General features: G+C 51.7%; 16 protein-coding genes and 2 tRNA genes. 12 read left to right on the top strand and 6 right to left on the bottom strand.

Annotated elements, in window-relative coordinates; genetic code table 11:
• Window positions 1-48: 48 nt before the first annotated feature.
• Window positions 49-621: a CGNR zinc finger domain-containing protein gene (locus NSU18_RS13460; RefSeq protein ID WP_341019179.1), complete on the bottom strand. Its 573-nt coding sequence runs from the start codon at window positions 619-621 to the stop codon at window positions 49-51.
• A 171-nt stretch (window positions 622-792) separates the two neighbouring features.
• Between NSU18_RS13460 and NSU18_RS13455 the strand changes: the two genes are divergently transcribed.
• Window positions 793-1,287, top strand: coding sequence for a DinB family protein (locus NSU18_RS13455; RefSeq protein ID WP_340756301.1), 495 nt, complete (start codon window positions 793-795; stop codon window positions 1,285-1,287).
• A gap of 111 nt (window positions 1,288-1,398) precedes the next feature.
• Entirely contained in the window at window positions 1,399-1,569 is a 171-nt protein-coding gene (locus NSU18_RS13450; protein ID WP_200869223.1) for a hypothetical protein, read from the top strand.
• A gap of 93 nt (window positions 1,570-1,662) precedes the next feature.
• Here NSU18_RS13450 and cmpA read toward each other — a convergent pair whose 3' ends face one another.
• Window positions 1,663-1,800 carry a cortex morphogenetic protein CmpA gene (gene cmpA, locus NSU18_RS13445; RefSeq protein WP_143804182.1) on the bottom strand — a complete coding sequence of 46 codons (138 nt, stop codon included), beginning with the start codon at window positions 1,798-1,800 and terminating at the stop codon, window positions 1,663-1,665.
• A 119-nt stretch (window positions 1,801-1,919) separates the two neighbouring features.
• Window positions 1,920-2,279 (bottom strand): hypothetical protein, encoded by a 360-nt coding sequence (locus tag NSU18_RS13440; RefSeq protein WP_036697237.1) that lies wholly within the window; start codon window positions 2,277-2,279, stop codon window positions 1,920-1,922.
• 120 nt (window positions 2,280-2,399) lie between these two features.
• Here NSU18_RS13440 and NSU18_RS13435 point away from each other — a divergent pair, with 120 nt between their 5' ends.
• Window positions 2,400-2,885, top strand: coding sequence for a SprT family protein (locus NSU18_RS13435; protein WP_341023104.1), 486 nt, complete (start codon window positions 2,400-2,402; stop codon window positions 2,883-2,885).
• Here the strand turns inward: NSU18_RS13435 and NSU18_RS13430 are convergent.
• A complete protein-coding gene (locus tag NSU18_RS13430) occupies window positions 2,882-3,523 on the bottom strand; it encodes a pentapeptide repeat-containing protein (protein WP_341019182.1) in 642 nt (213 codons plus the stop codon). The genes NSU18_RS13435 and NSU18_RS13430 overlap by 4 nt on opposite strands.
• Before the next feature lie 36 nt (window positions 3,524-3,559).
• Window positions 3,560-3,988 carry an Lrp/AsnC family transcriptional regulator gene (locus tag NSU18_RS13425; protein WP_341019184.1) on the bottom strand — a complete coding sequence of 143 codons (429 nt, stop codon included), beginning with the start codon at window positions 3,986-3,988 and terminating at the stop codon, window positions 3,560-3,562.
• Window positions 3,989-4,126: 138 nt separating this feature from the next.
• Here NSU18_RS13425 and NSU18_RS13420 point away from each other — a divergent pair, with 138 nt between their 5' ends.
• The 6 genes from NSU18_RS13420 (at window position 4,127) to NSU18_RS13395 (ending at window position 8,853) form a co-directional block, all read left to right on the top strand.
• On the top strand, window positions 4,127-4,879 hold the full coding sequence (locus NSU18_RS13420) for an MBL fold metallo-hydrolase (protein WP_341149246.1): 753 nt from the start codon (window positions 4,127-4,129) through the stop codon (window positions 4,877-4,879).
• A gap of 85 nt (window positions 4,880-4,964) precedes the next feature.
• Window positions 4,965-5,040, top strand: a tRNA-Asn gene (locus tag NSU18_RS13415).
• Between the two features lie 6 nt (window positions 5,041-5,046).
• Window positions 5,047-5,135 (top strand) — tRNA-Ser (locus tag NSU18_RS13410).
• 652 nt (window positions 5,136-5,787) lie between these two features.
• Entirely contained in the window at window positions 5,788-6,792 is a 1,005-nt protein-coding gene (locus NSU18_RS13405) for a Gfo/Idh/MocA family protein (protein WP_341149245.1), read from the top strand.
• 42 nt (window positions 6,793-6,834) lie between these two features.
• Complete coding sequence (locus tag NSU18_RS13400) at window positions 6,835-7,758, top strand: helix-turn-helix domain-containing protein (RefSeq protein WP_341149244.1); 924 nt, start codon at window positions 6,835-6,837, stop codon at window positions 7,756-7,758.
• A gap of 12 nt (window positions 7,759-7,770) precedes the next feature.
• The gene (locus tag NSU18_RS13395; RefSeq protein WP_341149243.1) at window positions 7,771-8,853 is read left to right on the top strand and encodes a Gfo/Idh/MocA family protein; all 1,083 of its coding nucleotides are present in this window, start codon (window positions 7,771-7,773) and stop codon (window positions 8,851-8,853) included.
• Window positions 8,854-9,223: 370 nt separating this feature from the next.
• Here the strand turns inward: NSU18_RS13395 and NSU18_RS13390 are convergent, their stop codons facing one another.
• Complete coding sequence (locus NSU18_RS13390; protein WP_341149242.1) at window positions 9,224-10,054, bottom strand: type II CAAX endopeptidase family protein; 831 nt, start codon at window positions 10,052-10,054, stop codon at window positions 9,224-9,226.
• Between the two features lie 547 nt (window positions 10,055-10,601).
• On the opposite strand from NSU18_RS13390, the gene NSU18_RS13385 reads away from it, so the two are divergent.
• From NSU18_RS13385 to NSU18_RS13375, 3 genes are read left to right on the top strand one after another with little or no spacing between them, the layout of a single operon-like run.
• Complete coding sequence (locus NSU18_RS13385; RefSeq protein ID WP_340756290.1) at window positions 10,602-11,507, top strand: branched-chain amino acid ABC transporter permease; 906 nt, start codon at window positions 10,602-10,604, stop codon at window positions 11,505-11,507.
• Between the two features lie 12 nt (window positions 11,508-11,519).
• The gene (locus tag NSU18_RS13380) at window positions 11,520-12,488 is read left to right on the top strand and encodes a branched-chain amino acid ABC transporter permease (RefSeq protein WP_341149241.1); all 969 of its coding nucleotides are present in this window, start codon (window positions 11,520-11,522) and stop codon (window positions 12,486-12,488) included.
• Entirely contained in the window at window positions 12,457-13,239 is a 783-nt protein-coding gene (locus tag NSU18_RS13375; RefSeq protein ID WP_341019197.1) for an ABC transporter ATP-binding protein, read from the top strand. The genes NSU18_RS13380 and NSU18_RS13375 overlap by 32 nt, the downstream gene beginning before the upstream one ends.
• Window position 13,240 lies beyond the last annotated feature (1 nt).

Genomic DNA, 13,240 nt, shown 5'->3' with positions numbered 1-13,240 from the left:
AACCTGCTTACGCTGTCGATGATTCATCCGCCGTCTCCGGTAACACGCTTACTCCTTCGTAGGCTCACCCTCCGCTGCCTTTTTGCGTGCCCGGAACCGCCTTACCTTCATCAGATTCCCGCACAGCTTGTCGTCGCAGTAACGCTTGGAGCGGTTGCGGGTATCGTCGTAATAGACCCAGAGACAGTCGGGATTCCCGCAAATACGGAAGCGAGAGGGCTCCTTCTCCAGCAGCGCGGCTGCAAAAGAGGCAGCGATCTCCGCCATAATCTGCCCCCAGTCCGCACGCTGCGGCTGGAGGGAGATCCCGGCTTCATCTGCTGCCGTCCAGACCACCTGCCGTACAACGGGCCCGTCGCTCATGTACGTATTTAACTGCACAAGCAGCGCTGTAGACGGAGACTCTCCCGCGACCAGACGCTGCAGCTCGTCCCATAACAAGCCGCGTAGGCCTTTCAGTTGCTCCAGCTCCTCCGGCCGGGGAGGGGACGCCGCCGGCAGCTTATGCTCCTCCAGCCATTTTGCCAGCCATTTGGGATCTTCCAGCCGGTCCTGGTCTGTGCTACGATCACTAGTCCGCCAATTCCGCCAATAGCTGTTCATGAAATCTACCCATAGCAAGCTTCATCTGTCCCTTCGCATGATCTTTCCCTTGATTGTAACAGTTAAAATCGGGTTATGCTAGTTACTTGATACGCTCCGCCGATTATGTTACATTGCTTGTGTAACTGTTATTCGGTTTATTTAGTCGTTACCAAAGCTTGTGTACCTATAATTACAGGAGGGATACAAATGGAAAACAAAATTAGCGATGTGCTGGTCGAGAACTGGGATTATGTGATGGATGTAGAGGATTGGCAGCCGCCGCTGAGTGCGGCGCTTGAAGGCGTGAACAGTGAGCAGGCGCTCTGGAAGCCGGAGGGAGCTGCGGGCAATTCGATCTGGGAGAACGTCAACCATCTCACGTATTATAAGGAGCGTCTGCTGCGTAAGCTTAAGGGGATGGAGAAATTGCCTGATCTGGAGAGCAATGACGCTACATTCACTGTAACAGGAAGCGGGGAAGAGGACTGGAAGCAGGCAGTAGACAAGCTGAAGTCCATTCATGCCTCGCTGCGCGAGATTATTGTAGCTCTGGAGGAAGGCGCTTATGAATGGGGCGGCTCCGGGCATGCGCCGGGCGAAGAGGTTATGAGTCTGATTCTGCATGATGCCTATCATACGGGACAGATTGTGCTGGTCCGCAAGCTGCAAGGCTCCTGGCCTGGCACCCGCCGTTTCGATTAAGCGCAGCAGCCATATTTTACAAGTGATCTGTTCGTAGGCGGCTCTGTTTCAGCTCCAAATCCCGGGGTTAATGGAAGACATGCAGCTATCAACGGAGAGGAGAGATTGAGGATGGAGCCGAATTACAAGGACAGAAGTGTTGAGGTTGAACGGACAGAGGTGCACCGCAAATCGGATTCCAGTCTTGTCGCATCCACGTTCATTAAATATGCAGCTTACATTATTATCACCTTCGGAGTTCTGTTTTTCCTGGTGAAATACGTATTCCCGATGTTCAAATAAGCCAGCTGCCTAGTGCAGACTTGGACGGATTCACGCCAAAAAGCCACGACCCCCTCAAGGGACGCGGCTTTTTGTTATTTTGTTACATAACGGCTATACGTTCTTCTGGATCATCTCGTGGGAATCAGCGGTATTCCGGTAAAAGAACCAGCATTCATTCAGCAGTCTAATCTGACGGCAGTCCTTCTTGAGATAGGCCTTCATGAGCTGTTGGCGAAGCCATTGTGGCAAGGGTACCCCTCCTCTGCATGCTTCCTGTGTATAGATAGCATATGGGGGAATACGCCCAAAGGTGCACGGTTAGTTTCAGGTAGCCAAGCCGAATTTCACAAGGCCGCCCGGAACCGGCATTACTGCACCCGTTCTTCTTCCTCTTCATACCATTGTTCAAGCTGGGCCTGGAGCGCCCGGATTTCGGTCAGCAGTGAGATCAGCGGGTAATGCTCCTCCTTAATGGAGGCAAAGGCCTGCTCCAGCCTGTTAATATACGCCAGCCCCGACTCCAGATGATGCTCTTCGCGCAGCAGCTCCAGCGCCTCACATTCGGCCACCGCCCGCGGCAGTCCGGGTACATTCTCGGCTGTCAGCTTGTCGATTTCTTTGTTCAGGCGAAGATTGAGGGCGCTTAGCTGGTAAGCATATTCCTCCGGCATCTCCACGAATAGCAGCTCCTGATCCTGCTGCATAATTACATAACGCATTCTCGGCATCTTTCATTCTCCCTCCGGACTTGTCTTCCTTCTTGACAGTGTAGCCCATGGGCAAGTTACAATTCAAGTAGAGATCTAATTTCCTTGAGGAGAGGACCGTGAAGGAACGCTATGACCAGTATGAGCAACGAAGAGCTGCAGCTGTGGATCGAGCAGGTGTCGCTGAGCAGCTTCGGCGTGCCTTTCCGGCATACGGCGAGCTTTAACAGCAGACTTACAACAACCGGCGGACGATATTTTACAAAGAGCCATAATATAGAGATTAACCCCCAGCAGCTGGCCATGTACGGGCGGGAGGAGACGGAGAAGATCATCAAGCATGAGCTCTGCCACTACCACCTGCATCTGGCGAAGCGGGGGTACATGCACCGGGATGCCGATTTCAAAACACTGCTGGCCCGCGTCGGCGGCAGCCGGTATTGTCAGACCCTGCCGGGAGCCAAGGCCCGCAAGCCGCAGCCTTACCGGTATAAGCTGGTATGTATTGCCTGTGCCACCGAGTATCTGCGTAAGCGCCGGGCCGATCCCGGGCGGTACCGCTGCGGTAAATGCTCCGGCAAGCTGAAGCTGATTGCGCTTGAAGCGGGCGCGGGTCCGGCCACTTAATTTTTGATAACCAGACCTAGTAGTCCGGCAAAAGAAGCCGCCTGCTCCGCAGAGATGATGCAGCCCTCCAGATCCTGAAGATCCACCAGCAGGCCGGTGAACCCGCAGTCGCTCAGGTCAACGCCCTTCAGCTTGCAGCCAGCGAGCGTAGCCTGCTCCAGATTGCATTCCGAGAGATACAGGCCATTCAGGGTGGACTGGTAATAATCCGCGCTGACCAGCGAGCTGCGCTCGAAGGAAGCCCCTTTGAAGTTGGCGAAACGGAAGACCGCGAATTCCCCGATACATTCGGTGATGGATACATTTTGAAATCGTGCTCTGGTGAAGTCTGTTCCGATCATGCGGCAATCCCTGAACTCGGTCCGGTGTATGAAGGCGTCGCTGAAATCTACATTGGACAGGTCGCAATGATCGAAGACCACATCGGTAAGCTCCATGCGCTGCAGCGAGGATTCCGTGATGGTGACGTTTTTGAAAATAGTCTTGTCAAAGGCTACCCGGGTAGCCTCCTGATATTCAATGAGCGCTCCTTCAATGAGGCAGCGGCTGAATTCGTCTTTGGAAGCAAGGGTGTGAATGTCCTGCGGTGTAAGCAGCCCGGGATCTGGAATTCTGGGTGGTTCTATCTTGTTACTCATGTCAGCCTCCTTGGCAGTTCCTATCCTTATTTGTCCTTATTTGATCTGGCCCATGTCCAGGCTGAGCCGGTAATTGCCGTACTTCAGCAGTTCATCCAGAAAAGCGGTCAGCGCCTCCTGATCCACCGTGCGCACCCGCATCCAGTAACATCCTTCCCCGCTGATGCGGTAGAGCTCAATGACACTCTCATGGGCCTTCGCAAATGCCTGGAATGGCTGATGAGCATTATTGCTGCTAAGAAAAACGGCTATAAAGGCGTGAATGCTCTGGCCGATCCGCAGCGGGTTCCACCGGATGGTATAGCCTTCAATGATGCCAAGCTCCCGCATTCTGCGGATACGTGCGCCTACAGCCTGGCCGGTCAGATGAACCATCGCCCCGATATCCTTATGGCTTAAGGTGGAGTCTCCGATAAGGAGCTGGAGGATACGGTAATCGGTATTGTCGATGAGGTAAGAGGTCATTTCCTTGAATTCCTTTCCGGCTGAAAGCAGAACCTAAGAAACACTTTCGCGGCACAATGTCTTCTGTTCCTGCGCTGATTTATACTTATTGTATCAGAAAGTGAACATAAGGTAGATATCCGGGAAGAGGTGCATATCATGAAAATAAAGCTGATCCGCCACGCCACCCTATGGCTGGAATACGGCGGTGTAACGTTCCTGATCGATCCGATGCTGAGTGAGCAGGGTGTGAATCCGCCGATTATGAATTCCGGCAATGACCTCAGGAATCCGCTGGTGTCATTGCCGGGGCCGGTTCAGCAGTGGCTGGAGCCGGGTGTGGTGCTGGTCACGCATCTGCATCAGGATCACTGGGATGCTGCGGCAGTAGAGTTGTTGTCCAAGGAGTTGCCGGTGTATTGCCAGGAAGGTGATGGGAAGCGAATTGCTGCCCATGGCTTTGGGCGTGTTACAGAGATAATGGATAACGGCTCTGCGTCCTTCGGCGGTGTGGCCTTGACACGTACAGACGGGCATCACGGGACAGGAGAGATCGGGGAGCTGATGGGTAAGGTCTCCGGGTTCCTCTTCCGGGCAGAGGGAGAACCTGTGCTGTACTTGGCGGGAGATACAATCTGGTGCGAAGAGGTTCAGCAGGTGATAGCAGAGCAGGCGCCGGAGGTCATTATAGTCAATGCCGGAGGAGCACAGTTCCTGAGCGGAGGCCCCATTACTATGAATGAACAGGATGTTGTGGAGGTATGCCATGCTGCTCCATCCGCTTCCGTGATTGCTGTGCATATGGATACGATTAATCACTGCCTTGTGACGAGGGAGCTGTTGAAGCAGCGCCTTGAACAGAAAGGTCTGTCCGGCCGTGTGGCTGTTCCGCTGGACGGAGAGTGGATCTGATTATGTAAACGATCTCATAATCTCCCGCTTCCCGCTTGACTAACCTGTAGAATCATGATAAATTAATCCTTGTTCATGTTAATGTTCCCTGATAGCTCAGTTGGTAGAGCACTCGACTGTTAATCGAGTTGTCACAGGTTCGAGTCCTGTTCGGGGAGCCATTACTTGGAGAGATACCCAAGTGGCTATAAGGGGACCCTCTGCTAAGGGGTTAGACTGCGTAAGCGGTGCGAGGGTTCGAATCCCTCTCTCTCCGTTTGATATTACTTCCCTGTTAGGGATGAGAACCTTCGTGGTTCGTTGGAGCATAAGCTTCGTTAGCAATGGCATCGCAATCTCTCGCATAGCGAGAGTATCCCTCTCTCTCCGTTTGATAAGGAGCTCATATTGAGCTCCTTTTTTGATTAGGAAATTATGATTTTAGTCCGATGTGGATTCACCGAACACATTGGGCATTACGTGGTCATCTGGGCCGGAGACGGATGTAGTCGAAAAACCGACCACATTCGGTGCGGCAGAGGCGTGTGGGCGGGATGTAGTCGAAAAACCGACCACATTCGGTGCGGCGGAGGTGCGATGGCCAAATGTGGTCGAAAAACCGACCACAATGGCGATGCCGCAGGCATTTTGTTCAAATATGAGAGTTTATATGTTTCGGTAACGTCCTTTAAAAGGACGTTACCGTTTCCACTTGTACGCAAGAATTTGGGGCCCCCGCAAAGTACCTGCTTTGTGGGGTTATTTTGCGTTCCGATAGCTTGAGTATGCTGAATCCTTGAACGATATGATTTTCCATTCCGATGTCGTAATTACATATAGGCGATGTCGCATTTATCTACTAAAAATCCTACTTGTTATATGATACTTTATAGGTGATGTCAGAATAATGTATATGGAGGTGCAGGCGGGTGAGCATTAGGATTGGTAAGATCAGCTTTTGGCATGTACATGCCTGGGATTATACGAAGCAGGCTCAGGAGCATGGAGATACGGAGATTGCTGCGGTATGGGACGAGGATGCGGAGCGGGGCAGGAAGGCGGCAGAGAGCTTGAATGTCCCGTTTTATGATTCTTTGGAGGATATGCTTGCCCGGAAGGATATCGATGCCGTGATTGTCGACGCGCCCACCCGGATGCACCGGGAGGTCATGATTGCGGCGGCCAGAGCAGGCAAGCATATTTTCACCGAAAAGGTTGTAGCTGCAACGCTGAGTGAGGTGAATGAAATCCTCTCCGAGGTCGAGACTCATGGAGTGAAGCTAACGGTGTCGCTGCCGCGGCTAAATGACGGTTATACGTTAACGGTTCAAGATATTTTAAGCCAGGGGCTGCTTGGAGATATCACTTATGTCAGAGTCCGCTTATCCCATAACGGCGCAACGGCCAACTGGCTTCCCGAGCATTTCTATAGCCTGGAGCAGTGCCAGGGCGGGGCTTTGATTGATCTGGGATGCCATCCCATGTACCTGGCCAGACTGTTTCTGGGTCAAGAGGTGACCGGGGTCAGCGCGAGCTTCGGATATGTGACGGGCAAGGAAGTGGAAGATAACGCAGTAGCGACGCTCTATACGGATTCGGGAGCAATCGGTGTGGTGGAAGCCGGCTTCGTGAACAGCTACTCCCCTTTTACCATAGAAGTGCATGGAACGGAAGGGACCCTGCTCTATGGAGCGCCTGAAGCGAAGCTGCTTGTCAGAAGTAATCAAGCAGCAGATCAAGGGGCGGCCTGGAACGATACGGCTGTGCAGGCCAACCGTGAGAGCGCTTTTGAGCAGTGGGTGACCCACATCCAGAACAACACGGTTGCTTCTGACAATATTCAAGCGGCAACGGAGCTTACCCGGTTAATGGAGGCGGCGAATCTCTCGGCGAAGGCAGGACGTGTGGTCCAGTTAGCCGAACTGAAGTCCTGATCACTTATCCGGTACCGAGCTTAGCTTAAGCAGGAGGTTAACATGAGCCCTTTTCCCTTCGAGATTATGTTTGAGAAAATGGATCTGCTGGAAAGATTGGATATTTCTATCCTGTGGGGACATTATGAAATTTCTGTTCTCCGGTTTCATTTGACCTCTTTCCCGCCGGGGAGGGTCATTGATTTCCATAACCATGCTGAATTTGAATTTCATTTCATACCACGGGGCAAGGGAACGGTCATTCTTGGCGATCAGCAGTATCCTCTATCGGAGGGAATGCTCTATTTGACCGGACCGGGCGTGATGCACCGTCAGGAAGCGGATGCGGAAGAGTCGATGGAGGAGCTATGTCTGCATGTCCATATTGCGGAGAAGCAGAGAGACGATGCAGACCCGTGGGAGGTTGCGGAAGCGGAGGAATGTGTGGAGAAGCTGAGGAAGCTGCCGCTTATCCCTGCGCAGGATTATCACAGGGCGATGAAGTGTTTTCTGGAAGCTTATGAGGCCTGTGACGGCAAGCTTGCGGGATATTACACCTCGATCAAGCATCTAGTGATTAGTATCTTGCTCAAGGTGACCAGAGCGTATGATACAGGCGGGATGGGAGCCGCGGCACCCGTGCGGGATATGGTGACCTACCGCTACCAATATGCTGTTCAATATATGGAAGCGAATTATTCAGCAGCCGTGACGCTGGAGAATGTTGCGGAGAAGCTGAATATCAGCGCCAGACAGCTGCAGCGGATATTTAAGCAGATCGATCCGGATCAGACCTTCAGCCGGATTCTTGAGGAGATCCGATTGAAGGCTGTGTGCAGCAAGCTTGAAGCCAGCAGCCTGTCAATCGAACATATCGCGGAGTCCGAAGGGTTCACCACTGCGACCTATCTGCATTCAGTATTCCGCAAGCGGCTGGGCATGACCCCTGCTGCATACCGTAAGGCCCGAAAAATAAATCAACAGTGAGGATGAGTGACGATGAGCAAAGTGTATCGTGTTGGTGTAATCGGCTGTGGAGGGATTGCGAACGGGAAGCATCTGCCTGCTTTAAGCAGACAGGATAAGGTTCAAGTGGTAGCCTTTTGCGATATTATCAAGGAACGGGCTGAAGCGGCTGCTGAACAATACGGCGGTGCAGATGCTGCTGTCTATACGGACTATGAGGAATTATTGAAGGATGCCTCCATTGACATTGTTCATGTGCTTACTCCCAATGACGCGCATGCGGAAATATCCATTGCGGCCTTAGAAGCGGGCAAGCATGTGATGTGTGAGAAGCCCATGGCCAAGACAGCGGCGGACGCCAAACGTATGGCTGAAGCAGCGAAGCGTACAGGAAAGAAGCTGACTATAGGGTATGACAACCGGTTCCGGCAAGACAGCTTATATCTGAAAAAAGTCTGTGAAGCAGGCGAGCTCGGCCATATCTATTATGCGAAAGCACATGCCATCCGGCGCAGAGCCGTCCCTACCTGGGGGGTATTCCTGGATGAGGAGAAGCAGGGAGGCGGTCCGCTGATTGATATTGGAACCCATGCGCTGGATCTGACGCTCTGGATGATGGACAACTACAAACCGAAGGTTGTACTAGGGACCAAGTACCACGAGCTCTCCCAAAAAGAAGATGCCGCCAATGCCTGGGGACCCTGGGACCCGAAAAAATTCACCGTGGAAGACTCGGCCTTCGGGATGATTGTGATGGAGAACGGCGCAACGATTACGCTGGAGGCGAGCTGGGCGCTGAATTCGCTGAATGTGGATGAAGCCAAGTGCAGCTTAAGCGGAACCGAAGCGGGTGCGGACATGAAGAACGGTCTCCGGATTAACGGAGAGAAGCATAGCAAGCTATACACGAATGAAATTGAGCTTGGTGCCGGAGGAGTAGCCTTTTATGAAGGCAAAGAAGAGAAATCTACGGATATCGAATTAAGAAAGTGGATCGAAGCGATCGAACAGGATAAAGATCCGGTCGTCACTCCTGAGCAGGCTTATGTAGTCTCCCGGATTCTGGAGGCCATCTATGAATCGGCCCAGACGGGGAAGGCGGTATATTTGGACTAGGCGGTCATTGCCCGAGTCAAATCTCAGATTTCGTAAAAGCTTCAAATGTTAAAAGAGCAGCAATTCTCTTATGGGAGAATTGCTGCTTTCTGTTTGGGCCATTGCAGCATGTTTTAATAGTAACTCCATTTTACCAAAGGACGCTTTCTTTTTGTGTTTTCGCATCCCGCTTAAACAGTGGAGCGGACGGAACGATTGTGAAAAAGCGGTAGCGGTCGCCTTTGTGTCCGGATTTTCACCGCTAAGGGGAATGAAAAAAATCTGGACACAACAGCGATTGTAACAACGTTCCGTTTGCGGAGCGTCCATCCAAGTGATTACGTTGATCCTGCTCAAAAAATCCAGCGTCTCGTATTTGCCGTATTGCCATTTACAATCGGGCATCCTTCACGAATGCAGATCTTCTGTAGAAGAACCACGCTGCAATTACGAGCGTAGCTGCCACCAGTATCCCCGACTCACCTGTCCAGAGATAGGCATTCTTCCCGCTGGTGTAGCGGTCGAAAGCGTCCTGAATGATAGCATTCCATGAGGCGTGGAGCAGAACAGCCGGCCATATGCTCCCCGTGCTTAAACGCAATAGACTAATAATGATGTTAAATGAGCTGATGGTTACCATGAACAATATGATCGATAAGGCCAGAGAAGGGCCGGAATAGTAGCTGCCGATTAGAATCGCCGGGATATGCCATATGCCCCAGATCAGCCCGCTCATGAGAATAGGCTTCGGGACGCGGGCCTCAGTAAGCCGTGTCAGCATATAGCCTCTCCAGCCTAGCTCTTCCCCGGCACTGCTGATGATTCCCATCACGGTCCCAACAGACATCTGAATTAGGATCGTCCCGGCTAGTGCACCGACAACATTGCCATTGTGGCCGGTATACTCTGTCAGTCCTGTGATCCAGGCAGTCCCGTAGGCCACCAGGCCAACCGCCACCGGCAACAACAAGATGAATGGAGTCGTCCTGAGCGTGCGCTGTCCCCCGAATCTAAGGGAGATATCAGCGAAGCCCTCACGAAGCAGGATACGGGTGAGTATAGAGGAGATCCCGGGCGCCCACATGAGCAGCAAGCCATACACAGGCGTTACAGTAAGAGCCAATATGTAACTGATAGCCGTGAGGGGAATGAGTATCAGGAAGAATACCAACAACCCTCTTCTGGCAGATTGGACGGTCTTCTCTTTTTCGATGGTGCTCATTTCAATTTCACTCCTTTGAATGTGTGTAATGCTTGGTAGAGTATAGCAACGAACGGGAAAGTGAGGAACAACCCGGAGCCCAGCAGCCCGCCCGGACCTTGGCCTAGTCGTCGATGAGACTGTAGATGTAGGGGAGCTTTTATACGTTTATTTCTGACCTCTACCACCGCACACTGCCGGTTCAATCCGTTACCCCTTTAATTAATTGAAGGAATGATGCTGTAAAGAGACAAATGTTATATTAATTCCGCAGAAAAAAAGTATTGTATAAGAAAAGGAAACAACTTCTAAAACGTCCCTGCTTGAAAATCCTCTGTTTTTCTCCTGTTTTCTGCGCATTTTTCGAAAACCTATATTATCCTACCGAATCCTACATATATCATGTTATGTAATATAACACCAACTATTGAATTTTGTATTAATTCACACAATAATTAGTGACGATTCTCTGACCTTGTGTTAATATAAATGACATCATAATCCAAGAAAAGAGAAACAGCACAGAGAAAGGGGTATACAAGATGAATATGGGGAGAAGGGGATGGCGATGGAGTATTTCATTCAGCAACTAATAAACGGGATATCCGTAGGCAGCATTTACGCTCTGATCGCCCTTGGTTACACAATGGTGTACGGTATCATCAAGCTGATTAATTTTGCGCACGGCGATGTATTTATGGTAGGGTCGTTCATCGGTCTGTACAGTGCCAAATACCTGGCGAATGCCGGATTGCCGCCGATCGTTGTACTGCTCTTGTCGCTGATCATCTCGATGACCATAAGTGCATTGCTCGGTATCAGCATTGAACGTCTGGCGTATAAGCCGCTTCGTAAGTCCACTCGAATTGCAGCGCTGATTACAGCGATCGGCGTATCCTTCCTGCTAGAATATACCGGAGTCTTGATTCTCGGGCCTCAGGCCAAGGGCTTCCCGGATATTATGGATAAGAAGCAGTATCATCTCTTCGGGTCCTCCATCCAGGTCGAATCGAACCAGATCATGATTCTGCTAACAACGATTATTCTTATGCTTGTACTGCAATATATCGTTCGTTACACCAAGACGGGAAAAGCCATGCGGGCCGTATCCTTTGATGTAGAAGCGGCGCGGTTGATGGGTATCAACGTAGACCGCACTATTTCAGCCACCTTCGCGATCGGTTCAGCGCTTGCCGCTGCCGCGGGCGTGATTTTCGGAATGACATACAATTCGGTTGATCCTCTCATGGGCGTTATGCCCGGGCTTAAGGCTTTTGTCGCGGCAGTGCTTGGAGGCATTGGAAGTATTCCGGGTGCGCTTGTCGGCGGATTGCTGCTGGGAACGGTGGAGACAGAGATTTCTTCGCTCGGGTTCTCCTCGTGGCGTGACGGTGTAGCCTTTGCGGTACTGATTCTAATCCTTATCTTCAAACCATCCGGACTGTTCGGCAAGAATGTCCGGGAGAAAGTGTAGGGGGAAGCTGCCGTGACAAAGATAAATAAAAAGTTCTGGCTGGGCATACTTGTCGCCCTTGCGTTCTATGGATTCGTAAAGGTTCTTTTAACAACGGGAATTCTTAGTGATGTGAATCAGTCTATGCTGCTGCTCATCGGGGTTAATATCATGCTGGCCGTGTCGCTGAACCTGATTACCGGGATTACCGGGCAGTTCTCCATTGGCCATGCCGGGTTCATGTCGGTGGGTGCGTATACCTCGGCGATTCTTACCCTTGACTACAATGTGCCGTTCATTCCTGCTATTCTTGCGGGCGGACTGCTGGCAGCGGTATTCGGTGTATTAATCGGGATGCCTACGCTCCGGCTTAACGGGGACTATCTTGCTATTGCTACGCTGGGGTTCGGTGAGATTATCCGCATCATTATGCTGAATACGGAATATGTCGGCGGAGCTTCAGGACTCAGCGGTATTCCGGCCAAAACCACCTGGACCATGCTCTTCTTCTTCACTCTGATCTCAGTCGTACTGATTAATAACTTCATTAGATCTACTCACGGCCGGGCCTGTATTGCGATCCGCGAGAATGAGATTGCCGCTGAGGCGATGGGGATTAATACGACACGTTACAAAATCATTGCCTTCACCATCGGGGCGCTGTTTGCCGGCATGGCGGGCGGCCTGTCGGCCCATACGTTCTACGTCATTACGCCGGGGAGCTTCAACTTCCTGAAGTCTTTTGAAATCATCGTCATGGTGGTTCTCGGGGGGCTGGGCAGTACGGCGGGCTCTATCGTGGGTGCGGTGTTCGTTACACTGCTATATACCTACTTACGTGAATTCCCGGAATGGCGCATGATTATCTACTCGATTGTGCTCATTCTGATGATGATTTTCCGTCCGAGCGGCCTGCTTGGCGTAAGCAAATTCTCACTAGGCAAGTTCGGCAAAAAGGAGGCGAAGGCAAATGACGCAATCAAGAGCAGCGGTACTCCTTGATGTGAAAGCGGCCAGCCGGGCTTTTGGCGGACTGAAGGCAGTCAGCGAGGTATCTCTTCATATTGATAAAGGCGAGCTGATCGGCCTGATCGGACCCAACGGTGCCGGTAAAACCACATTGTTCAACCTGTTGACTGGAGTGTACCCGCCATCGTCGGGCAGCATTCTTTTGAATAATGAGTCTATCGGCGGGATGAAGCCCTACAAGATCAATCATAAAGGCGCTGCGCGTACGTTCCAGAACATCCGTCTATTTACGGCTATGACGGTGCTGGAGAACGTTAAGATTGCCTTCCATCAGCATGCAAAGCACTCGTTGTTCTCTTCGATGCTACGTCTGCCGAAGCATTTTCAGGGGGAAGAGGAGATTACCCGGAAGGCGATGGATATTCTCTCCATCTTCAATCTGGCTGATCAGAGTGAAGAGGTAGCGAGCAACCTGAGCTATGGAAATCAGCGGCGTCTGGAGATTGCCCGGGCGCTTGCGGCCGGACCCAAGCTGCTGCTGCTCGATGAGCCGGCCGCCGGGATGAACCCGAATGAGACGCGTGACCTGATGAACCTGATCGCATGGATTCGGGAGGAGTTCGACCTGACGATTCTGCTGATTGAGCATGATATGTCACTGGTAATGGGAGTCTGCAGCCGCATCTACGTGCTGGACCGCGGAATCCTGATCGCTGATGGCACGCCGGCGGAGATCCGCAACAATCCGAAGGTCATCGAAGCGTATTTGGGACAGGAGGCGTAGC

Source organism: Paenibacillus sp. FSL H8-0048 (assembly GCF_038002825.1).
GTDB lineage: Bacteria > Bacillota > Bacilli > Paenibacillales > Paenibacillaceae > Paenibacillus_AQ.
This window is presented reverse-complemented; position numbering and strand designations above follow the sequence as displayed.

What these genes read in the sequence shown, in the direction of transcription:
- NSU18_RS13455 (WP_340756301.1), top strand. Translation starts at nt 793, where the DNA reads ATGGAAAACAAAATTAGCGATGTGCTGGTCGAGAACTGGGATTATGTG.
- NSU18_RS13450 (WP_200869223.1), top strand. Translation starts at nt 1,399, where the DNA reads ATGGAGCCGAATTACAAGGACAGAAGTGTTGAGGTTGAACGGACAGAG.
- NSU18_RS13440 (WP_036697237.1), bottom strand. Translation starts at nt 2,279, where the DNA reads ATGCCGAGAATGCGTTATGTAATTATGCAGCAGGATCAGGAGCTGCTA.
- NSU18_RS13435 (WP_341023104.1), top strand. Translation starts at nt 2,400, where the DNA reads ATGAGCAACGAAGAGCTGCAGCTGTGGATCGAGCAGGTGTCGCTGAGC.
- NSU18_RS13430 (WP_341019182.1), bottom strand. Translation starts at nt 3,523, where the DNA reads ATGAGTAACAAGATAGAACCACCCAGAATTCCAGATCCCGGGCTGCTT.
- NSU18_RS13425 (WP_341019184.1), bottom strand. Translation starts at nt 3,988, where the DNA reads ATGACCTCTTACCTCATCGACAATACCGATTACCGTATCCTCCAGCTC.
- NSU18_RS13420 (WP_341149246.1), top strand. Translation starts at nt 4,127, where the DNA reads ATGAAAATAAAGCTGATCCGCCACGCCACCCTATGGCTGGAATACGGC.
- NSU18_RS13400 (WP_341149244.1), top strand. Translation starts at nt 6,835, where the DNA reads ATGAGCCCTTTTCCCTTCGAGATTATGTTTGAGAAAATGGATCTGCTG.
- NSU18_RS13395 (WP_341149243.1), top strand. Translation starts at nt 7,771, where the DNA reads ATGAGCAAAGTGTATCGTGTTGGTGTAATCGGCTGTGGAGGGATTGCG.
- NSU18_RS13390 (WP_341149242.1), bottom strand. Translation starts at nt 10,054, where the DNA reads ATGAGCACCATCGAAAAAGAGAAGACCGTCCAATCTGCCAGAAGAGGG.
- NSU18_RS13385 (WP_340756290.1), top strand. Translation starts at nt 10,602, where the DNA reads ATGGAGTATTTCATTCAGCAACTAATAAACGGGATATCCGTAGGCAGC.
- NSU18_RS13375 (WP_341019197.1), top strand. Translation starts at nt 12,457, where the DNA reads ATGACGCAATCAAGAGCAGCGGTACTCCTTGATGTGAAAGCGGCCAGC.